This is a genomic window from Pseudomonas citronellolis (assembly GCF_900112375.1).
GTDB classification, from domain to species: Bacteria; Pseudomonadota; Gammaproteobacteria; order Pseudomonadales; family Pseudomonadaceae; genus Pseudomonas; species Pseudomonas citronellolis.
Genome location: NZ_FOLS01000002.1, coordinates 72,117 through 91,933 on the forward strand (window position 1 = coordinate 72,117; position 19,817 = coordinate 91,933).

Consider the following 19,817-nt stretch of genomic DNA (forward strand, 5'->3'; position numbering starts at 1 on the left):
CGGCAAGCGGGGCGCATGTTAGCGACGAGCCCTACCCTCGTCAACGGTTTTTTTAAAAAAATTTCAAAGAGATAAAGGGGTTACGGCAAATCGGGGACGGCGCGCCTTTGCCTTATGAAAGCAGCGTGCGAAAATGCGCGTCCTTTTTTCCCCGTCTCTATGGTTGCTCCTCCGACATGACCGCAAAACTGATCGACGGCAAAGCGATCGCCGCCAGCCTCCGCCAGCAGATAGCCCAACGCGTCGCCGAGCGCCGCCAGCAAGGGCTGCGCATTCCCGGCCTGGCGGTGATCCTGGTCGGCAGCGATCCGGCTTCCCAAGTCTACGTCGCGCACAAGCGCAAGGACTGCGAGGAAGTGGGCTTCCTGTCCCAGGCCTACGACCTGCCGGAAAGCACCACCCAGGAAGAACTGCTGGGCTTGATCGACCGCCTCAACGCCGACCCGGCGATCGACGGCATCCTGGTCCAGTTGCCCCTGCCCGCCCAGCTCGACGCCTCGCAGCTGCTGGAACGCATCAACCCGGACAAGGACGTGGACGGCTTCCACCCGTTCAACGTCGGCCGCCTGGCCCAGCGCATCCCGCTGCTGCGCCCGTGCACCCCGAAAGGCATCATGACCCTGCTGCAAAGCACCGGCGCCGACCTGTACGGCATGGACGCGGTGGTGGTGGGCGCCTCCAACATCGTCGGCCGCCCCATGGCCCTGGAACTGCTGCTGGCCGGCTGCACCGTGACCGTCACCCACCGCTTCACCCGCGACCTCGCCGACCACGTGCGCCGCGCCGACCTGGTGGTGGTGGCTGCCGGCAAGCCGGGCCTGGTCAAGGGCGAGTGGATCAAGGAAGGCGCCATCGTCATCGACGTGGGCATCAACCGCCAGGCCGACGGCCGGCTGGTGGGCGACGTGGAGTACGAAGTGGCGGCCGAGCGCGCCAGCTGGATCACCCCGGTGCCGGGCGGTGTCGGCCCGATGACCCGCGCCTGCCTGCTGGAGAACACCCTGTACGCTGCGGAAGAGCTGCACGTCTGACCGGCAGCCCTGCCCGACGGGAAAAGGCCGCATCCGCGGCCTTTTTTCATGGCGAAACCATTGCCTCCCGGCAACCGTAGGAGCAGGCCCTGCCTGCGATTCGCGCGCAGGGCGCGCTCCTACAGGGGATAGCGCGCTGGGACGTCCGGCCATCGCGGACAAGGTCCGCTCCTACATTGCAGGCGAGCATGGCTTTTCGTAGGAGCGAGCTTGCTCGCGAACAAACGCCGTGCCATGCGGTTCGCGAGCAAGAACTAGGCGTCCCCCTCGATCCTACGAAGAGCACGTTGGTGCGACCGGCGAGGCAGAAAAAAGGCCGCATCAGCGGCCTTCTTTCCTTTCAGCGGTGGATCACTCGGCCAAACGCCAGGTGGTGCCACCCTTGCCGTCTTCCAGAACCACGCCCATGGCCGTCAGCTCGTCACGGATGCGGTCCGACTCGGCCCAGTTCTTCGCCGCGCGGGCTTCCAGGCGGGCCTGGATCAGCGCTTCCACCTGGGCGGCGTCGACCTTGCCGGCGGCGCCGGCCTGAAGGAAGGCATCCGGCTCCAGTTGCAGCACGCCGAGCAGGCCAGCCAGTTCGCGGAGCTTGGCAGCCAGGGCTGCCGCAGCCTGCAGGTCGGCTTCACGCAGGCGGTTCACTTCGCGAGCCATCTCGAACAGCACGGCGACGGCCTCAGGGGTATTGAAGTCATCGTCCATTGCCGCTGCGAAACGCTCGGCGAAGGCTTCGCCACCGGCCGCCTCGACCTCGGGCAGGCCACGCAGCGCGGTGTAGAAGCGTTCCAGCGCGCCCTTGGCTTCCTTGAGGTTGTCCTCGGAGTAGTTGATCGGGCTGCGGTAGTGGCTGGACACCAGCAGGAAGCGCACCACCTCGGGGTGGTACTTCTCCAGCACCTCGCGGATGGTGAAGAAGTTGCCCAGGGACTTGGACATCTTCTCGCCGTCCACGCGCACCGCACCGGCGTGCATCCAGGTGGCCGCGTAGGGCTTGCCGGTGGCCGCCTCGCTCTGGGCGATCTCGTTCTCGTGGTGCGGGAACACCAGGTCCGGGCCGCCGCCGTGGATGTCGAAGGTCTCGCCCAGGCAGCAGGTGGACATCACCGAACATTCGATGTGCCAGCCCGGGCGCCCGGCGCCCCAGGGAGATTCCCAGCTCGGCTCGCCGGGCTTGGCCGCCTTCCACAGGACGAAGTCCAGCGGGTCTTCCTTGGATTCGTCGACCTCGATGCGCGCGCCGATGCGCAGGTCTTCGATCTTCTTGCGCGACAGCTTGCCGTAGCCGACGAACTTGCCGACGCGGTAGTAGACGTCGCCGTTGCCCGGGGCGTAGGCGAAGCCCTTGTCGATCAGCGTCTGGATCATCGCGTGCATGCCGGCGATGTGGCCGGTGGCGCGCGGCTCGATGTCCGGGCGCAGCACCGACAGGCGCGCCTCGTCCTCGTGCATCGCGGCGATCATGCGTTCGGTCAGGGCGTCGAAGGGCTCGCCGTTCTCCTGGGCGCGACGGATGATCTTGTCGTCGATGTCGGTGATGTTGCGCACGTAGGTCAGCTCATAGCCGCGCTGGCGCAGCCAGCGGGCGATGACGTCGAAGGCGACCATGACGCGGGCGTGGCCGATGTGGCAGAAGTCGTACACGGTCATCCCGCACACGTACATGCGCACCTGGTTGCCGACCAGCGGCTGGAACGGCTCCTTGGCCTTGCTCAGGGTGTTGTAGACGGAAAGCGCCATTTACTGCCCCCAGGAATCGCGCAGGGTCACGGTGCGGTTGAAGACCAGGGCGCCAGCCTTGGAATCCTTGCTGTCGGCGCAGAAGTAGCCTTCGCGCTCGAACTGGAAACGGTCCTCGGCGCCGGCGCTGGCCAGCGACGGCTCGGCGCGGCAACCCTTGAGCACCACCAGGGAGTCGGGGTTGATGTTGTCGAGGAAGCTGCCGCTTTCCTCGGCCTTCTCCGGGTTGGCCGAGCGGAACAGCCGGTCGTACAGGCGCACTTCGCACTCCACGCTCTCGGCGGCCGGCACCCAGTGGATCACGCCCTTGACCTTGCGACCCTCGGGGTTCTTGCCCAGGGTGTTCTCGTCGTAGCTGCAGCGCAGTTCGACGATGTTGCCGGCGGCGTCCTTGATGGCTTCGTCGGCGCGGATCACGTAGCTGCCGCGCAGGCGCACTTCGCCACCGGGGATCAGGCGCTTGTAGCCGGCCGGCGGGACCTCCTCGAAGTCGCCGGCGTCGATGTAGATCTCACGGCTGAACGGCAGCACGCGCACGCCCATGTCCTGCTTCGGATGGCGCGACAGCTCGAGGTTCTCGACCTGGCCTTCGGGGTAGTTGGTGATGACCACCTTCAGCGGCTTGAGCACGCACATGGCGCGTGCGGCGTTGGCGTCCAGGTCGTCGCGAATGGCGAACTCCAGCATGCCGATGTCGACCACGCCACCGGCGCGGTTGACGCCGATCATGTCGCAGAAGCTGCGGATCGAGGCCGGGGTATAGCCGCGGCGGCGGTAGCCGGAGAGGGTCGACATGCGCGGGTCGTCCCAGCCGTCCACGTGGCCTTCGTCGACCAGTTGCTTGAGCTTGCGCTTGCTGGTGATGGTGTAGTTCAGGTTCAGCCGGGCGAATTCGTACTGGCGCGGCTGCGCCGGCACCGGCAGGTTGGCCAGGAACCACTCGTACAGCGGGCGATGGTCCTCGAACTCCAGGGTGCAGATGGAGTGGGTGATGCCCTCGATGGCGTCCGACTGGCCGTGGGTGAAGTCGTAGCTGGGGTAGATGCACCACTTGTCGCCGGTCTGGTGGTGATGGGCGTGGCGGATGCGGTAGAGGATCGGGTCGCGCAGGTTGATGTTCGGCGAGGCCATGTCGATTTTCGCCCGCAGCGACTTGGCGCCGTCGGCGAACTCGCCGGCCTTCATGCGGGCGAACAGGTCGAGGTTCTCCTCCACCGAGCGCTCGCGGAACGGGCTGTTCCTGCCCGGCTCGGTCAGGCTGCCGCGGTATTGGCGCATCTCTTCGGCATTGAGGTCGCAGACGAAGGCCTTGCCGGCCTTGATCAGGTCCACCGCCCAGGCGTGCAACTGGTCGAAATAGTCGGAGGCGAAGCGCACCGGGCCGGCCCACTGGAAGCCCAGCCACTTCACGTCGGCCTCGATGGCGTCGATGTATTCCTGGTCTTCCTTCGCCGGGTTGGTGTCGTCGAAGCGCAGGTGGCAGTCGCCGCCGAAGTCACGGGCCAGGCCGAAGTTCAGGCAGATCGACTTGGCGTGGCCGATGTGCAGGTAGCCGTTGGGCTCCGGCGGGAAGCGGGTGACGATCTTCTGGTGCTTGCCGCTGTCCAGGTCTGCCTGGACGATGGGGCGCAGGAAGTTGGCGGCGACAGTGGCTTCTTTCGAATCGGCGGTGGGCTTGCTCATGGTGTCCTTGATCGTTACTGACGTTCGGCCAGGGTAGGCCGGCCAAACCAAAGCGCTTATCATAGCCGAAGCTGTCAACCCCCTGACAGGCCTTCGATTTTCCCGACAGAGTGGAATCCCCTCATGATCAAGCTGCACACCAACCATGGCGTCATCACCCTGGAACTCTTCGAAGACAAGGCCCCGGAGACCGTGGCCAACTTCAAGGAGTACGTGAAGAGCGGTCATTACGACAACACCATCTTCCATCGCGTGATCAACAACTTCATGATCCAGGGCGGCGGTTTCGAACCGGGCATGAAGCAGAAGAGCACCCGCGCCCCGATCAAGAACGAGGCCAACAACGGCGTCGGCAACAAGGTCGGCACTGTCGCCATGGCCCGCACCATGGAGCCGCACTCGGCCAGCGCGCAGTTCTTCATCAACGTCGCCGACAACGACTTCCTCAACCACAGCGCGCCGACCGTGCAGGGCTGGGGCTACTGCGTGTTCGGCCAGGTAGTGGACGGCATGGACGTGGTCAACAAGATCAAGGGCGTGGCCACCACCATGCGCGCCGGCCACCAGGACGTGCCGAGCGAAGACGTGATCATCGAGAAGGCCGAGATCGTCGAGTGAGTCGATGAGCGTCCTGTTCATCTCGGACCTGCATCTCGAAGCGGAACGCCCGGACATCACCCGGGCGTTCTTGCATTTCCTCCGCAGCCGCGCCCGCCAGGCCGAAGCGCTCTACATCCTCGGCGACTTCTTCGAGGCCTGGATCGGCGACGACGGCATGGACGAGTTCCAGCATTCCATCGCCCGCGCCCTGCGCGAACTGGCCGACAGCGGCACGCGCATCTACCTGATGCACGGCAACCGCGACTTCCTGATCGGCAAGGCGTTCTGCCGCGAAGCCGGCTGCACCCTGCTGCGCGACCCCAGCGTGATCCGCCTGAACGGCGAGAAGGTGCTGCTGATGCACGGCGACAGCCTGTGCACCCTGGACGTCGGCTACATGAAGCTGCGCCGCTGGCTGCGCAATCCGGTCTCGCTGTTCATCCTGCGCAACCTGCCGCTTTCGAAGCGCCACCAGTTGGCGCGCAAGCTGCGCAAGGAAAGCCGCGCGCAGACGCGCATGAAGGCCAGCGAGATCGTCGACGTGACGCCGGACGAGGTGCTGAAGGTCATGCGCCAGCATGGCGTGCGCACCCTGATCCACGGCCACACCCATCGCCCGGCGGTGCACGAGTTGCAGCTAGACGGCCAGCCGGCCCGGCGCATCGTCCTCGGCGACTGGGACCGTCAAGGCTGGGCCCTGCAGGCCGACGCCAACGGCCTGCACCAGGCGCCCTTCAGTCTCGAAGCGGAGCCGTCCGGCCACTGACGCGGATCAACTTCATGGCCCCGGGCCAGCAGCTATGCTCAATCCATCCATAGCCGCATCGTCCGGGATCACCATGAAAAAACACCTGTTGCTCGCCGCTTGCCTGCTCGCCCTCGCTGGTTGCTCCAGCGAGTACATCATCAGCACTGCCGATGGCCAGATGATCACTACCGACAACAAGCCGAAGCTGGACAAGGCCAGCGGGATGATTCGCTTCGAGGATGCAGAGGGGCGGGAGCAGATGATTCCGCAGTCGCAGATTCGGCAGATCATCGAGCGCTGAAGGCGCCCCCATTGCATGGGGCGTTATCCACCAATCGCGGACGGAGTCCGCTCCTACGCCCGTGCTTTGCAACTGTCTTGCCGGCTGCACCGAGGCGCTCTTCGTAGGATGGGTTGAGCCTTGGCAAAACCCATGCGGTCGTGACGATGGGTATCGCTTCGCTCAACATCATCCTACGCGGCGTCGTGTTTACCGGTGAGGTAGGAGCAACTGTCTTGCCGACTGCGCCGGGGTGCCTTTCGTAGGATGGGTTGAGCTTGCGAAACCCATCGGGCCATGGTGATGGGTATCGCTTCGCTCAACGCCATCCTACGAAAAACCGTGCTTTCCCGGAGGCGTAGGAGCGGACTCCGTCCGCGATTGGGCCCGCCGGCCACGCTGGGTTATCCGGTAGCACCGAGCCCCTTCACCCCAACCTGAAAGCCAAAGGCCTCAAGCCACTTGCGGCACGCCGCTGTGGAAGCGGAACTCCTCGTCCGGCGAGCTGATGAGACCCGCCTCGACCCCACGGATATGCTCCACCCGCCGCTGGATATCGGCCTCGTCACCATACCGCCGCGCCAATGCCAGGTATCCCTGGAAGTGCCGCGCCTCGGACTTGAGCAGCGAACCATAGAACTTCGCCAGATCCGCATCCAGGTGGTCGACCAGGGCGGCGAAGCGCTCGCAGCTGCGGCATTCGATGAAGGCGCCGACGATCAGGGTGTCGACCAGCTTGTGCGGCTCGTGGTTGCGCACCGCCGCGCGCAGGCCCGAGGCATAGCGGCCGGCGGAGATCGGCCGCAGGGCGATGCCGCGCTTCTTGAGGATCGCCAGCACCTGCTCGTGGTGGCGCAGTTCCTCGCGCGCCAGGCGCGACATGAAGTTCACCAGTTCCTCGTGGGCGCTGTACTTGGCGATCAGCGCCAGGGCGGTGCTGGCGGCCTTGAACTCGTTGTTCTTGTGGTCGATCAGCAGCACTTCCTGGTCCCGCAACGCGGCCTCGACCCAGGCATCGGGCGTGGCGCAACCGAGGAATTCGCGGATTTCGGACAACATGACGGGCTCCAGTCACTCAGCGCCGCCGCGCAAAAGGGTTCGCCGGCGGCCAAAGGCGGAGCATTATACGAATGCAGCGGCGCACGGCCAGCGCCACACTTGATGCATCTCAAGAACCGCTCGGCCGGATCGCGTCTACAGTTGCTGCAAAGCAACGGCAAGTGCCAAGGGAGACGACCATGCAAGCCATCCGCAGCATTCTCGTAGTAGTGGCCCCCGACCAGCCCGACGGCCTGGCGCTCAAGCGCGCCAAGCTGATCGCCAGCGTCACTCAATCCCACCTGCACCTGCTGGCCTGCAGCAAGCAAGGCGACGCCGGCGCCCGGCTGGAGGAACTGACCGCCAGCCTGCGCGAGGAAGGCTACAGCAGCAGTTGCCGGCAGGCCTGGCACGACAGCCTGCACGCCACCATCATCGCCGAGCAGCAGGCCGAAGGCTGCGGCCTGGTGGTCAAGCAGCACCACCCCGACAGCCCGCTGAAGAAGGCGCTGCTCACCCCCGACGACTGGAAGCTGCTGCGCTACTGCCCCGCTCCCGTGCTGCTGGTGAAGAGCGCCACGCCCTGGGCCGGGCGCAACATCCTCGCCGCGGTCGACGTCGGCAACAACGACGCCGAGCACCACGCGCTGCACGCCAATATCGTCAGCCACGCCTACGACATCGCCGGGCTGACCCACGGCCAGTTGCACGTGATCAGCGCCCACCCTTCGCCGATGCTGTCTGCCGCCGACCCGACCTTCCAGCTCAGCGAGACCATCGAAGCTCGCTACCGCGAGGCCTGCAAGGCATTCCAGGCCGAGTACGGGGTGGACGACCAGCACCTGCACATCGAGGAAGGCCCGGCCGACGTGCTCATCCCGCGTACCGCGCACCAGCTGGACGCGGCGGTGACGGTGATCGGCACCGTGGCGCGCACCGGCTTCTCCGGCGCGCTGATCGGCAACACCGCCGAGGTGGTGCTCGATGCCCTGGAAAGCGACGTGCTGGTGCTCAAGCCGGACGAAGTCATCGCCCACCTCGACGAACTGGCGGCCAAGGCCTGACAGCTAGGCGCCAGCCCCGGCGCCGAGCATCGCCCGCAGGCGGACGCCCTCCGCCTTGCGGCAGTTCACATGCACGCCCTCCAGGCCCAGCCAGGTGGCCATTTCGCGCAACTGGCCGGCCAGCGCCAGCATCCCCTCCTCGCCCAGCGGCCGCTGCTCCTCGTGCACGGCATGGACCGCCAGGCGCCCCGCCGCCCGCTCGGCGCGCAGGTCGATGCGCGCCGCCAGGCGTTCGCCGAACAGGAAGGGCAGCACGTAGTAGCCGTAGACCCGTTTGTGCTGCGGGGTGTAGATCTCCAGGCGGTAGCGGAAGTCGAACAGCCGTTCGGTGCGGGTGCGCTCCCACACCAGGGAGTCGAAGGGTGAGAGCAGTGCGCTGGCCGCCACCTTGCGCGGAATGACTGGTTCGCCGGCGACGTAGGCCGCCTGCGACCAGCCCTGCACGCGCACCTGGCGCAGCGCGCCGGCCTCGACCAGTTCGGCCAGGCGCGCCTTGCTGTCCGCCGGCTCCAGGCGGAAGTAGTCGCGCAGGTCGGTCTCGCTGGCCACGCCCAGGGCGTTCGCGGCGTGCAACAGCAGGCCGCGCTGGGCCTGCTCGGCATCCAGCTCGGGCGCATCCAGCACAGCGGCGGGCAGCACCCGCTCCGGCAGGTCATACAGCCGCTCGAAACCACGGCGCCCGGCCACCGTCACCTCGCCCGCGGCGAACAGCCATTCCAGGGCGTGCTTCTCGTCGCTCCAGTCCCACCAGGGGCCGGCCCGCTCGCTGCGGGTGGTCAGGCTGCCGGCGCCCAGGGCGCCCTGCTCGCGCACCGCCTGCAGCACGCGCTCGATCACTTCGCGGCGTTCCTCGCCGAAGCGCGCCAACTGCTTGTAGATGCCCTGCCCCACGGCCGCGCGGCGCATGCGCCAGCGCATCAGCGGATAGAGTTCCAGCGGCAGCAGGGACGCCTCGTGTCCCCAGTACTCGAACATTCGCCGGTGGCGCCCGGCGCTCCAGGCCGCCTCGTCCAGCAGGGCCTGCGGATAGCTGCCCAGGCGCGAGAAAAGCGGCAGGTAGTGCGAGCGAGTCAGGGCATTGACCGAATCGATCTGCAGCACGCCCAGGCGTTCCAGCACCTGTTGCAGGTGCCGGCGCTGCACCTGGCTGCGCGGCCGGCGGCTGGCGAAGCCCTGGGCCGCCAGGGCCAGGCGGCGGGCTTGCTTGAGGGACAGGCTGTCGGTCATGGGCGCTTCCTGCTGGCTGGATCGAAGCCCCCGATCCTACGCCAAAGCCGCCAACGCCGACATCAGGCCGGCAGCGCTTGCGCGCTGGGCGCGGGGAACGGCCGGGCGATGCTGAAGGCTGCGGCGCTCGGCCCGTGCTCGGCCAGGCGCTGCAAGGCCGCGCGGGCCTGCTCCAGGGTCGGCAGTTGCCCGGCCGGCAGCCACCAGAGCGCCAGGCTCGGCCCCGGCAGCTTCTCCATCCATTCCTTGCGCCGGCGCAGCACGCTCAGGTGCTCGCCGCCATAGACATAGTCGCGCAGCGCCTCCAGGGACTCCCAGAGCGACAGGTTGACGATGATCCGCGGGTCGGCGAAGGCCTGGATGCCGGTGGCGTCGCCCGCCTCGTCCTGCAGGCGCCAGACGAAGCCGGGACTGGCCTCGGCCAGGGCGTTGATGGGCGCCAACTGGTCGACGAAATCCTGCATCAGCGGGTGGTCGAGAGGGGCCCTGGCCCGGGCGATGTTGACCTGGGCCAGGTGGTAGCGGTGCGGCATGGGCCTTTCCTTGTGCTCGTGCAATATAGAAGGGGTTCAGCGACGCAGGTGGTCGATCCAGAAGGGCTTCTCTGCCTCCTGCAGGATGTCGGCGCGGCTCAGGCCGATGTCCTTGAGCGCCGCATCGCTGAGCCTGGCCAACTGCTCGCGCTGCCGGGCCAGTTCCCGCCAGCGGCGGATGCGGCCCAGCAGGCGCTGCCAGAAGGCCGCGCCGGCGTGCCGGCGGGTGAATACCGAGGGTGTCATCACGAAACCGAATTGCGCTTTCATCGTGTCGTCCTCCCTGTGGGGTTGGCGCCAGTCTCGCGCCGGGCATAAGATCAATCCAACGAATCATTCTTATGCATCCCATCTTGGAGATTGATGTATGAGCGCCTTCCCCAGCATCGACAGCGAACTGCTGCGCACCTTCGTCGCCATCGCCGACCACGGCGGCTTCACCCGCGCCGCCGAGGTGGTCAACCGCACCCAGTCGGCGGTGAGCATGCAGATGAAGCGCCTGGAGGAAGACGTGCTGGAACGCACCCTGTTCGAGCGCGACGGCCGCCAGGTGCGCCTGACGCCCGAAGGCCAGGTGCTGCTGGGCTACGCGCGGCGCATCCTGCGGCTGCAGGGCGAGGTGTTCAACACCCTGCGCCAGCCGCACATGGTCGGCGCGGTGCGCATCGGCACGCCGGACGACTACGTGATGCGCTTCCTCCCGGAAATCCTCTCGCGCTTCGCCCAGGCCTACCCGCTGGTGCAGGTGGAAGTGCATTGCGAGACCTCCTCGCAACTGCTCACCCGCAAGGACCTGGACCTGACCATAGTCACCCGCGAGCCGGGCACCGAGATCGGCCAGCTGCTGCGCCAGGAGCCCTTCGTCTGGATGGCCGCGGAAAGCTTCTGCCCGCAGGAACAGCGCCCGCTGCCGCTGGCGATGTTCAACACCACCTGCTTCTGCCGCGCCTGGGCCTGCAACGCCCTGGAAGCGCTGGAGATCGACTACCGCATCGCCTACAGCAGCCCCAGCCTCTCGGCGCTGTTCGCCGTGGCCAGCGCGGGCCTGGCGGTCACCGCCCAGCTGCGCAGCCTGCTCACCGGCAACCTGCGCATCATCGGCGAGGAGGAAGGCCTGCCGGCCCTGCCCTCGGCGAGCATCGTGCTGCTGCGCAACCCGGCGCGGCAGTCGCCGGTCACCGACAAGCTGGCCGACTACATCGTCGAAGGCTTCGCCGCCTGAGCCGGCTCACTGGCGCAGCAGAAGCAGCGCGCAAACCACCAGGAACAGGCTGAAGGCGAAGCGCAGGGCGCGCTCAGGCAGCGCATGGGCCAGCCTCACGCCCCAGGAGATGCTCAGCAGGCCGCCGGCCGCGAGGCAAGCGCCCATGCGCCAGTCGACGTGGCCATGCAGCGCATAGGTACCCAGCGCCACCGCCGTGCTCGGCGCGGCCAACGCCAGGGCCAGCCCCTGGGCCACCACCTGGGTGAAGCCGAACAGCGAGGTCAGCACCGGCGTGGCCAGCACGCCGCCGCCCACCCCGAACAGCCCGCCCAGGGAACCCGCGCCCAGGCCGAGGGCGGCGAACCAGGGCAGGCCCGGTGTTTCCTCGCGCGGCTGCGCCTCGCTGCGCTGGCGCAGCAGCAGGTAGCCGGCCAGGGCCACCAGGAACACCACGAAGGCCGTGCGCATGTGCGCCGCGTCGATACGAAGCGCCAGGCTGGAAGCGAGGAAGGCGCAGAGCAGGCCGGTCACCGCAAGCACCGCCGCCTGGCCGGGATCGATACGATTGCGCTGGTGATAACGGCGCAGCGCCAGCAGCACGTTGGGCACCACCATCACCAATGCCGTGCCCTGGGCCAGTTGCTGGTCGAGGCCGAACAGCACGCTCAGCGCCGGGATCGCCAGCAGGCCGCCGCCGATGCCGAACAACCCGCCCAGGCAACCCAGAACCAACCCCAGGACGAAATCCAGCCCCATCTCCAGCATGCGAACCTCCAAATACGTCGAGGCCATGCTAGAAAACCGCCGCTGGATGGGAAACGCAAAGCCCAGCACAATGGCTTTGCGCTTTACGCATAGGCAAGCACCATGACTCCCACCGCCCTGGAAGACCAGTTGGACCTGTTCCTCGACGTGCTCGACAGCGGCAGCTTTTCCGCCGCCGCGCGCCTGCGCCAGCTCACGCCCTCGGCGGTGGCGCGACGCATGGATGCCCTCGAACGCGGCCTCGGCAGCCCGCTGCTGGCCCGCAGCACCCACGTGGTGCGCGCCACGCCGGCGGGCCTGGCCTTCGCCGAGCGCGCCCGGCGCATAGTCGAGGAACTGCGCCAGGCCCGCGCCGAGGCGGTGTCGCTGAGCACCGCGCCCGAAGGCCTGATCCGCATCGACGCGCCCGTGCCCTTCGGCCGCCGCCACCTGGCACCGGCCATCGCCGACTTCCTCAAGGCCAACCCCGGCCTGGACGTGCAGCTGCGCCTGATCGACAGCTTCACCGACCTGCAGGGCGACAACCTCGGCCAGGTCGACCTGGTGCTGCGCATCGGCCCGCTGCCGGACAGCCGCCTGGTGGCCACGCCGCTGGCGCCCATGCGCCGCATCGTCTGCGCCAGCGCCGACTACCTGGCCCGCCACGGCCGGCCGACCTCGCCGCTGCAGTTGCCCGAGCACGTCGGCCTGGACTGGGAAGGCCTGGCGCCGCCGCTGGCCTGGCGCTTCGCCGTCGACGGGCGCCTGCAGCACCTGCGACCGCGACGCCTGCGGCTAACCGCCAACAACGCGGAAACCCTGGTCGAAGGCGCCTTGCAGGGGCTCGGCATGGCCCACCTGCCGACCTGGCTGTGCAGCGAATACCTGGTGCGCGGCGAACTGCAGCCGCTGTTCTGCGAGCCGGGCCTGCCGGAAGCCGAACCGGGCGGCATCCACGCCCTGCGCCTGGAGCGCGGCACCCACCCGCGCAGCCAGCGCCTGCTGGCCTTCCTCGTCGAGCGCTTCGGCTTCCCGCCACCCTGGGACAGTGCCCTCGCCGCGCACCTGGCAGGCAAGGAACTGGCGAAGAAATAGCCAGCGCGCTAAATTAAGGCGCAATCATCTATTCGGAGGCCCGTCATGAGCCAACCCAAGGACGCCTGCGAATCGCTCAAGCTCGACAACCAGCTGTGCTTCGCCCTCTACTCCACCTCGCTGCAGATGACCAAGGTGTACAAGCCCCTGCTCCAGCAACTGGGCCTGACCTACCCGCAGTACATCGCCATGCTGGTGCTCTGGGAACAGGACGGCATCACCGTCGGCGAGATCAGCGCGCGCATGCTCACCGACCCCGGCTCCCTCACCCCGCTGCTCAAGCGCCTGGAAGGCGAAGGCCTGATCACCCGCAAGCGCAACGCCAGCGACGAGCGGGTGGTCGAACTGCGCCTGACCGACAAGGGCCGGGAGCTGCGCCAGCAGGCCGAGAGCATCCCGGCCTGCATCCTCACCGCCAGCGGCCTGTCCCTCGAAGAACTGGGCAGGCTGAAGAACGAACTGGTGGACCTGCGCGGCAGCCTGCAAGGCTCGGACTAGAGGCTTATTCCCTACATCGAGCTCTCTTATCGCGAATTCTTCCAATAAATATCTTGCGCGCAAGATAACTCAGGACTAATTTCTGCCTCACGCACTTACTTAGCGCGCAAAATTTTAACGAACAAACAGAAATCCGGAGACACCGCCATGCAAACCATCAAAGCCCTCTACACCGCCACTGCCACCGCTACCGGAGGCCGCGACGGCCGCGCCGTTTCCTCCGACGGCAACCTCGACGTGAAACTCACCACCCCGCGCGAACTGGGCGGCCAGGGCGGCGCCGCGACCAACCCCGAGCAGCTCTTCGCCGCCGGCTACTCGGCCTGCTTCATCGGCGCGCTGAAGTTCGTCGCCAGCCAGAGCAAGCGCCAGCTGCCCGCCGACGCCTCCATCACCGGCAAGGTCGGCATCGGCCAGATTCCCGGCGGCTTCGGTCTGGAAGTGGAACTGAACATCGCCCTGCCGGGCCTGGAACGCGCCGTCGCCGAGGAATTGGTGGCCGCGGCCCACCAGGTCTGCCCGTACTCCAACGCCACCCGCGGCAACATCGACGTGCGCCTGAACATCGCCGTCTGACCCCACCCAGCCCAAGGAGACCCGAACATGAAAGCGCTCAGCAAAACCCTCGCAGGCGGCCTGCTCGCCCTGGCCATCGGCAACGCCTTCGCCGCCGGCAGCCCCGGCGTGCAGCACGACACCCAGGCCTTCCTCGAAGCCCTGGAGGCCGGCGGCGGCAAGCCCCTGGAAACCCTGTCGCCGAAGGACGCCCGCGCGGTGCTGAGCGGCGCCCAGGCCTCGGTGAAGGTCGACCTCTCCGGCACCAACGTCAGCGAGAAGACCATCCAGGCAGACGGCCAGCGCATCAAGCTGACCATCGTCCGCCCGGCAGGCGCCAAGGGAACCCTGCCCGCTTTCATGTTCTTCCACGGCGGCGGCTGGGTGCTGGGCGACTACCCGACCCACGCCCGGCTGATCCGCGATCTGGCGGTGAACTCCGGCGCGGTGGCGGTGTACGTCGACTACACGCCCTCCCCCGAGGCCCACTACCCGGTGGCGATCAACCAGGCCTACGCCGCCACCAGGTGGGTGGCCGAGCACGGCAAGGAAATCGACGTCGATGGCGCGCGCCTGGCGGTGGCCGGCAACAGCGTCGGCGGCAACATGGCCGCGGTGGTCGCACTGATGGCCAAGGACAAGGGCACACCGAAGCTGCGCTTCCAGGCCCTGCTGTGGCCGGTGACCGACGCCAGCTTCGAGACCGGCTCATACGGCCAGTTCGCCCAGGGGCACTTCCTCACCAAGCCGATGATGCAGTGGTTCTGGGACAGCTACACCACCGACGCCAAGCAGCGCGCCGAGATCTACGCCTCGCCGCTGCGCGCCAGCACCGAGCAACTGAAAGGCCTGCCGCCGGCACTGGTGCAGACCGCCGAGTTCGACGTGCTGCGCGACGAAGGCGAAGCCTACGCCCGCAAGCTGGACGCCGCCGGCGTGGCCGTCACCGCCACGCGCTACAACGGCATGATCCACGACTACGGCCTGCTCAACCCGCTGGCCAAGGTGCCCGCCGTGCAGGCCGCCATGCGCCAGGCCGGCGAGGAGCTGAAAGTGCATCTGAAGTAACGGACGCCAGAAACGAAGAAGCCCGGCATCTGCCCCCTCACCCCAGCCTTCTCCCGAAGGGAGAGGGGGCAGTTCGTGCCACCGGGGCGTCCGGCGTGGCCGGTGGTTCCAATCGCGGACGGAGTCCGCTCCTACAGGGAGGAATACCATGCTTCCCGGCAACTTGTAGGAGCGGGCCCTGCCCGCGATTCGCGCGCAGGGCGCGCTCCTACAGGGGGAGTGGCGCGGCTGGGGCAGCGCAGGAGCGGATCTCATCCGCGAAACGCGCCGATACGTCCGGCTATCGCGGACAAGGTCCGCTCCTACCCCCTCCGGCGAACACAAGACCCGCAGGATGGCGTTGAGCGAAGCGATACCCATCACCACGACCGCATGGGTTTCGCCAAGGCTCAACCCATGCGTTGAGGCGCACCTCGGCGCAGCCGGCAAGACAGTTGCTCCTACGCCCGGGGGCGCCTGGTTCGGGCCTGCGTGGCGGGGAGTTCGCGAATGAAAAAATGCCGTTTCTCCCATGGAGAGAAACGGCATTCTTTCTTAAGTGAAAAGCTCTACGGCATCTGCCAGGCTTTTCACATCACGCGAAGGCTCAAGCCTTGACGCGGGACTTGTACTCGCCGGTGCGGGTATCGATCTCGATGGAGTCGCCGATTTCGCAGAACGCGGAAACCTGCAGCTCAGCACCGTTCTTCAGGCGAGCGGTCTTCATGACCTTGCCGGAAGTATCGCCACGGACAGCCGGCTCGGTGTAGACGATTTCACGAACGATGGTGGTCGGCAGTTCGACGGAGATCACCTTGTCGTTGTAGAAAACCGCTTCGCAGACGTCGGTCATGCCGTCTTCGATGAAGGTCAGCACGCCTTCCAGGTCGCCCTTCTCGATCTCGTACTGGTTGAACTCGTTGTCCATGAAGACGTACAGCGGGTCCGCGAAGTAGGAGTAGGTCACTTCCTTGCGGTCGAGAATGATCGGTTCCAGCTTGTCATCGGCCTTGAACACGGTCTCGGTGCCGGCGCCGGTCAGCAGGTTCTTCAGCTTCATCTTGACGACGGCGCTGTTACGGCCGGACTTGTTGAACTCGGCCTTCTGGATGACCCAGGGGGCGCCGTTGATGTTGGCAACCTGGCCTGCGCGGAACTCTTGAGCGGTTTTCATACGAATATCCGATTTGGATTGGAGACAAAAAACAGGGGACGTATCATAGCCAATTTGTATAAAAACGCACCAGCCCCGCGGCGAGATCCGGCTGTGCGGCATGCTTTTCGCTCCAGCGCAGCGCCCATTCCCGCCAGGCTCCGGCCCGCTGCTGCAATGCCATCCAGGCCGTCGCCGCGTCGCCAAGGCCGTTCCAGGCGTGCCAGTAGGCCACCAGGGCAGCCTCGAGCCCGGGCTCCATGCCCTCGGTATAGATAGAGAGGAAGGCGTCCAGCTTCTCCAGGTGCACGCCCTCCTCCTGCTCATAGATGTGCCAGACGAATGGCCGCCCCGCCCAGAGCGCGCGGACGAAGGAATCCTCGCCGCGCACCGCGTTGACGTCGCAGCTCCACAGCAGCAGGTCGTAGTCCTCCTGGCAGACGAACGGCAATACCTGCAGGCGCAGGTTGCCGCGCCGATGGCGGTCGCCCGGCGCCAGCCCCGGCAGGCCCAGCCAGTCGGCGACATCACCCAGCACGCGCCCTTCCGGCACCAGCAGCATCGTCGGCTGCACGTCTTGCGCCAGCGCGTCCAGCCAGGGCGCCAGCGCCGGGTTCTCGTAGGCGAACAGGGAAATCAGACGCTCCCTACCCTCCACTTCCACACCAAGGGACGCCAGGAATGCCCGGCGACTGGCATCGTCCGCCTGGAAGGCCCGGCGCCGCTCGATCAGCCCCGCCTCCCGCAGCAGGCCGCCGACGCCCGGCTGCACCCCGGGGAAATAGAAGTACTTCTGCAGACCGTTGGCCTGCAGCGAAGGCAGGGCGTGACAGGAAGCCACCCAGTCCTCGGCGCTGAGGTATTCCAGGTTCAGCCACAGCGGCGCCACGGCGCGCTCGCGCATGGCCGCCACATAAGCCGGCGGCAACGGACAGGCGAATGCCTCGATGACCACATCGGCGGCCGCCGTGTCTTCCCAGAGCGCGGGCCAGTGGCGGACTTCGACGCCCGCCTGGCGCTGGCCGGACAGCGCCGGATCAGCCCCGGGGCACAGCCGCGCGAAGGCATTCAGGTCGTCCACCCACAGGCGCACCGCCTGGCCATGCTCGCCGGCGAGCTGGCGGGCCAGGCGCCAGGTCACGCCGATGTCGCCATAGTTGTCCACCACGCAGCAGAAGATGTCCCAGCTCGCCATCGCACTCGCCTTTCGAAGGAAGCCGCCAGTTTAGCAAGGCGGGCCGCCCCGGTTTCCCCTCGACGTCCTTAAGCCGATGAATCCGTTGAAAAAACATTTGCCTTTCGGAAAACCTTTGAGTAAAGTGCGCGCCTCGACAGACACAGCGCTGTCGAAACCCTGGTGAGGTGTCCGAGCGGTTGAAGGAGCACGCCTGGAAAGTGTGTATACGGGAAACCGTATCGAGGGTTCGAATCCCTCCCTCACCGCCAGATCAAAAAGCCCGGCTGACTGATGAAGTTAGCCGGGCTTTTTCGTTCCAGCGCGTTGCACTCGCAATGCACCCCTTGCACTTGGCGACACAGTTAGTCGCCATTAGTTCCCAGCAGACTTTCGTCCTATCGCGTTTTAGCATTACTTCGGACGTCTATACTCGGATATTCCGCCCTCGCCTCGGCTCCTCCCAACAGCCCCGCTGTAGGGCAGTCGCGGACACTTGCACATTTTTTGCACAACTATCGGGCAATTAAGAGTTCAAGCCGCCCCGGCATGAAAAAAAAGTGCCGTACTTGCGCTTGGTCAGTTTACTTACTACAAGTAATGAGTACTATGTAGTCCGGCTAATTTCCCAGTCCCATGGGGAATTGCTTTAATGGAAATGTCCACCTTAAGGGGAACACGATGAACAACGTTCTGAAATTCTCTGCTCTGGCTCTGGCTGCTGTTCTGGCCACCGGTTGCAGCAGCCACTCGAAAGAAACCGAAGCCCGTCTGACCGCTACTGAAGACGCCGCTGCCCGTGCCCAAGCCCGCGCTGACGAAGCCTATCGTCACGCTGACGAAGCTCTGGCCGCTGCTCAGAAAGCCCAGCAGACTGCTGACGAGGCTAACGAGCGCGCTCTGCGTATGCTGGACAAAGCCAGCCGCAAGTAATAGATCCTCGGATCTGTTCGAAAAGCCGACCTCTCGAGGTCGGCTTTTTTATTGCCCGGACTTTCTCCCGGGCAATGAAAAGCCCGCGGACCTTGCGGTCGGCGGGCTCGGCACAACGGCGCAGGCGTCAGGGCATCTGCACGGTGGTGTTCTCGCTGGCAGCCACTGAGGAACCGGGCTGCTGCGGCATGGCGATGGCCACCGGCAGGCCGTCTTCGGCCGCCACCACTTCGCGCACCACGTTCCAGTCCATCTGCATCTGGTTGGCGATGTCTTCGCGCTTGAGCAGCGCGTTGATCACTGCGGTGTGCTTGTCCACGACCGAGGGGTTGCCGTGGTCGTCGATCGGCGTATGGGCCTCGAGGTAGATCTTGCCTTCGCTGCGGCCGAACTTGTACGGCTCGTTGATGATGCGCACCGAAGTGCCCACCGGCACCATCGGGAACAGCTCGGTCACGTCGCCGTTGTACATGCGGAAGCAGCCGTGGCTGGTGCGGGTGCCGATGCCGAACTTCTTGTTCGAGCCGTGGATCAGGTAGCCGGGAACGCCCAGCGACATCTTGAACGGGCCCAGCGGGTTGTCCGGCCCCGGCGGCACCACGGTCGGCAGCGGGTCGCCGTCGGCGGCGTGCTCGGCGCGGATCGACGCCGGCGGGTACCAGGCCGGATCCTTGGTCTTGGCGACGATGCTGGTGTGGGCGATGGGCGAGCCCCAGCCCTCGCGGCCGATACCCAGCGGGTAGGTGTAGACCACGTTCTTGCCTTTGGGGAAGTAGTACAGGCGGTACTCGGCGATGTTGATCACGATGCCTTCGCGCGGGCCGGGCGGCAGGATGAAGCGCGTCGGGATGATGACCTCGGTGCCCACGCCGGGCAGCCAGGCGTCGACGCCCGGGTTGGCGGCGAGCATTTCCTGGTAGCCCAGGTCATAGGTCTGGCCGAGGTCGGCGAAGGTGTCTTCGTACTTGGCCTTGATGACCTGCACCTGGCCGACGATATCCTCGCCGGGCGCCGGCAGCGGCAGCTCGAGGGCGGAAACGGGGCCGGCCGAGAGCAGCGCGGCAAAAGACAGCGAGCAGGCGGCGATAACACGCGACAACATCCGGAGATCCTTGGCGAGAGCACAGTTGACAGAGGGGGCGGTAGTGTACCACTCAGACCCTATTTTCCGGGAGAGTTCACAATACCCAGGAAAATCGTTGCCCGCGTTTTTCCTGCTCCAGGCGTTTCAGGCATTCCGGGCACAGCCGCCGGTCGCGCAGCTGCGGCCGCCGGGCCTCGCGCCAGAGCGGTTGCGCCGGCAGCAGGCCGCCGCACAGGGTTCGGTCCGCGGGGGAGCCGAGCTCCAGCTGCCGGGCGACGAGATGCACGCGCACCTCGCGGCAGGCGAACAGATCGAGCTGGGAATCGGGTTCGATCAGCTGGTAGGCGAAGAGGGTCCAGGCGGGGCGGGACATGGCGGCTCCTGAAGGG

General features: G+C 66.5%; 22 protein-coding genes and 1 tRNA gene. 12 read left to right on the forward strand and 11 right to left on the reverse strand.

Features of this window, described 5'->3' with window-relative positions:
* The first annotated feature begins 176 nt into the window (after positions 1-176).
* Positions 177-1,031: a bifunctional methylenetetrahydrofolate dehydrogenase/methenyltetrahydrofolate cyclohydrolase FolD gene (gene folD, locus BM060_RS02125; protein WP_074976908.1), complete on the forward strand. Its 855-nt coding sequence runs from the start codon at positions 177-179 to the stop codon at positions 1,029-1,031.
* A gap of 351 nt (positions 1,032-1,382) precedes the next feature.
* Here the strand turns inward: folD and cysS are convergent, their stop codons facing one another.
* Together cysS and BM060_RS02135 are read right to left on the reverse strand one after the other, a co-directional pair.
* Complete coding sequence (gene cysS, locus BM060_RS02130; protein WP_009623465.1) at positions 1,383-2,768, reverse strand: cysteine--tRNA ligase; 1,386 nt, start codon at positions 2,766-2,768, stop codon at positions 1,383-1,385.
* On the reverse strand, positions 2,769-4,451 hold the full coding sequence (locus BM060_RS02135) for a glutamine--tRNA ligase/YqeY domain fusion protein (RefSeq protein WP_074976909.1): 1,683 nt from the start codon (positions 4,449-4,451) through the stop codon (positions 2,769-2,771). It abuts the gene before it with no gap.
* A 123-nt stretch (positions 4,452-4,574) separates the two neighbouring features.
* Between BM060_RS02135 and BM060_RS02140 the strand changes: the two genes are divergently transcribed.
* From BM060_RS02140 to BM060_RS02150, 3 genes are all read left to right on the forward strand, one after another.
* Positions 4,575-5,069, forward strand: coding sequence for a peptidylprolyl isomerase (locus BM060_RS02140; RefSeq protein WP_009623469.1), 495 nt, complete (start codon positions 4,575-4,577; stop codon positions 5,067-5,069).
* A 4-nt stretch (positions 5,070-5,073) separates the two neighbouring features.
* A complete protein-coding gene (gene lpxH, locus BM060_RS02145) occupies positions 5,074-5,817 on the forward strand; it encodes a UDP-2,3-diacylglucosamine diphosphatase (protein WP_074976912.1) in 744 nt (247 codons plus the stop codon).
* A 73-nt stretch (positions 5,818-5,890) separates the two neighbouring features.
* Positions 5,891-6,100, forward strand: a complete 210-nt coding sequence (locus tag BM060_RS02150) for a YgdI/YgdR family lipoprotein (RefSeq protein ID WP_061561163.1) — start codon at positions 5,891-5,893, stop codon at positions 6,098-6,100.
* Positions 6,101-6,532: 432 nt separating this feature from the next.
* Here BM060_RS02150 and BM060_RS02155 read toward each other — a convergent pair whose 3' ends face one another.
* Complete coding sequence (locus BM060_RS02155; protein ID WP_074976914.1) at positions 6,533-7,138, reverse strand: MiaE family protein; 606 nt, start codon at positions 7,136-7,138, stop codon at positions 6,533-6,535.
* A 179-nt stretch (positions 7,139-7,317) separates the two neighbouring features.
* Between BM060_RS02155 and uspL the strand changes: the two genes are divergently transcribed.
* Positions 7,318-8,181, forward strand: a complete 864-nt coding sequence (uspL, locus tag BM060_RS02160) for a universal stress protein UspL (protein WP_009623480.1) — start codon at positions 7,318-7,320, stop codon at positions 8,179-8,181.
* 3 nt (positions 8,182-8,184) lie between these two features.
* Here uspL and BM060_RS02165 read toward each other — a convergent pair whose 3' ends face one another.
* The 3 genes from BM060_RS02165 to BM060_RS02175 all read right to left on the reverse strand — a co-directional run bounded on the left by BM060_RS02165 (position 8,185) and on the right by BM060_RS02175 (position 10,211).
* Positions 8,185-9,408 carry a winged helix-turn-helix domain-containing protein gene (locus BM060_RS02165; protein WP_074976917.1) on the reverse strand — a complete coding sequence of 408 codons (1,224 nt, stop codon included), beginning with the start codon at positions 9,406-9,408 and terminating at the stop codon, positions 8,185-8,187.
* Between the two features lie 62 nt (positions 9,409-9,470).
* Positions 9,471-9,941, reverse strand: a complete 471-nt coding sequence (locus BM060_RS02170; protein WP_074976919.1) for a DUF3291 domain-containing protein — start codon at positions 9,939-9,941, stop codon at positions 9,471-9,473.
* Positions 9,942-9,977: 36 nt separating this feature from the next.
* Entirely contained in the window at positions 9,978-10,211 is a 234-nt protein-coding gene (locus tag BM060_RS02175; RefSeq protein ID WP_043267170.1) for a DUF1127 domain-containing protein, read from the reverse strand.
* Between the two features lie 97 nt (positions 10,212-10,308).
* On the opposite strand from BM060_RS02175, the gene BM060_RS02180 reads away from it, so the two are divergent.
* Positions 10,309-11,163: a LysR substrate-binding domain-containing protein gene (locus BM060_RS02180; protein WP_074976922.1), complete on the forward strand. Its 855-nt coding sequence runs from the start codon at positions 10,309-10,311 to the stop codon at positions 11,161-11,163.
* A gap of 6 nt (positions 11,164-11,169) precedes the next feature.
* Here the strand turns inward: BM060_RS02180 and BM060_RS02185 are convergent, their stop codons facing one another.
* Positions 11,170-11,910, reverse strand: coding sequence for a sulfite exporter TauE/SafE family protein (locus BM060_RS02185; protein ID WP_074976924.1), 741 nt, complete (start codon positions 11,908-11,910; stop codon positions 11,170-11,172).
* Positions 11,911-12,012: 102 nt separating this feature from the next.
* On the opposite strand from BM060_RS02185, the gene BM060_RS02190 reads away from it, so the two are divergent.
* The 4 genes from BM060_RS02190 to BM060_RS02205 all read left to right on the forward strand — a co-directional run bounded on the left by BM060_RS02190 (position 12,013) and on the right by BM060_RS02205 (position 15,105).
* On the forward strand, positions 12,013-12,984 hold the full coding sequence (locus BM060_RS02190; RefSeq protein WP_074976926.1) for a LysR family transcriptional regulator: 972 nt from the start codon (positions 12,013-12,015) through the stop codon (positions 12,982-12,984).
* Between the two features lie 45 nt (positions 12,985-13,029).
* Positions 13,030-13,482, forward strand: a complete 453-nt coding sequence (locus BM060_RS02195) for a MarR family winged helix-turn-helix transcriptional regulator (protein ID WP_074976928.1) — start codon at positions 13,030-13,032, stop codon at positions 13,480-13,482.
* Between the two features lie 147 nt (positions 13,483-13,629).
* The gene (locus BM060_RS02200; protein WP_009623499.1) at positions 13,630-14,058 is read left to right on the forward strand and encodes an organic hydroperoxide resistance protein; all 429 of its coding nucleotides are present in this window, start codon (positions 13,630-13,632) and stop codon (positions 14,056-14,058) included.
* 27 nt (positions 14,059-14,085) lie between these two features.
* Positions 14,086-15,105, forward strand: coding sequence for an alpha/beta hydrolase (locus tag BM060_RS02205; RefSeq protein ID WP_074976930.1), 1,020 nt, complete (start codon positions 14,086-14,088; stop codon positions 15,103-15,105).
* 586 nt (positions 15,106-15,691) lie between these two features.
* On the opposite strand, the gene efp is transcribed toward BM060_RS02205, so the two are convergent.
* Both efp and earP read right to left on the reverse strand, forming a co-directional pair.
* Positions 15,692-16,258 (reverse strand): elongation factor P, encoded by a 567-nt coding sequence (efp, locus tag BM060_RS02210; RefSeq protein WP_009623501.1) that lies wholly within the window; start codon positions 16,256-16,258, stop codon positions 15,692-15,694.
* 43 nt (positions 16,259-16,301) lie between these two features.
* Entirely contained in the window at positions 16,302-17,432 is a 1,131-nt protein-coding gene (gene earP, locus BM060_RS02215) for an elongation factor P maturation arginine rhamnosyltransferase EarP (RefSeq protein ID WP_074976931.1), read from the reverse strand.
* 161 nt (positions 17,433-17,593) lie between these two features.
* On the opposite strand from earP, the gene BM060_RS02220 reads away from it, so the two are divergent.
* Both BM060_RS02220 and oprI read left to right on the forward strand, forming a co-directional pair.
* Positions 17,594-17,683: transfer RNA gene (locus BM060_RS02220), tRNA-Ser, on the forward strand.
* Between the two features lie 409 nt (positions 17,684-18,092).
* Positions 18,093-18,344, forward strand: coding sequence for an outer membrane lipoprotei OprI (gene oprI / locus BM060_RS02225; RefSeq protein ID WP_024128796.1), 252 nt, complete (start codon positions 18,093-18,095; stop codon positions 18,342-18,344).
* A 127-nt stretch (positions 18,345-18,471) separates the two neighbouring features.
* Here oprI and BM060_RS02230 read toward each other — a convergent pair whose 3' ends face one another.
* Complete coding sequence (locus tag BM060_RS02230) at positions 18,472-19,446, reverse strand: L,D-transpeptidase family protein (protein WP_009623505.1); 975 nt, start codon at positions 19,444-19,446, stop codon at positions 18,472-18,474.
* Between the two features lie 76 nt (positions 19,447-19,522).
* The gene (locus tag BM060_RS02235) at positions 19,523-19,801 is read right to left on the reverse strand and encodes a hypothetical protein (RefSeq protein WP_009623507.1); all 279 of its coding nucleotides are present in this window, start codon (positions 19,799-19,801) and stop codon (positions 19,523-19,525) included.
* Between the last annotated feature and the right edge of the window lie 16 nt (positions 19,802-19,817).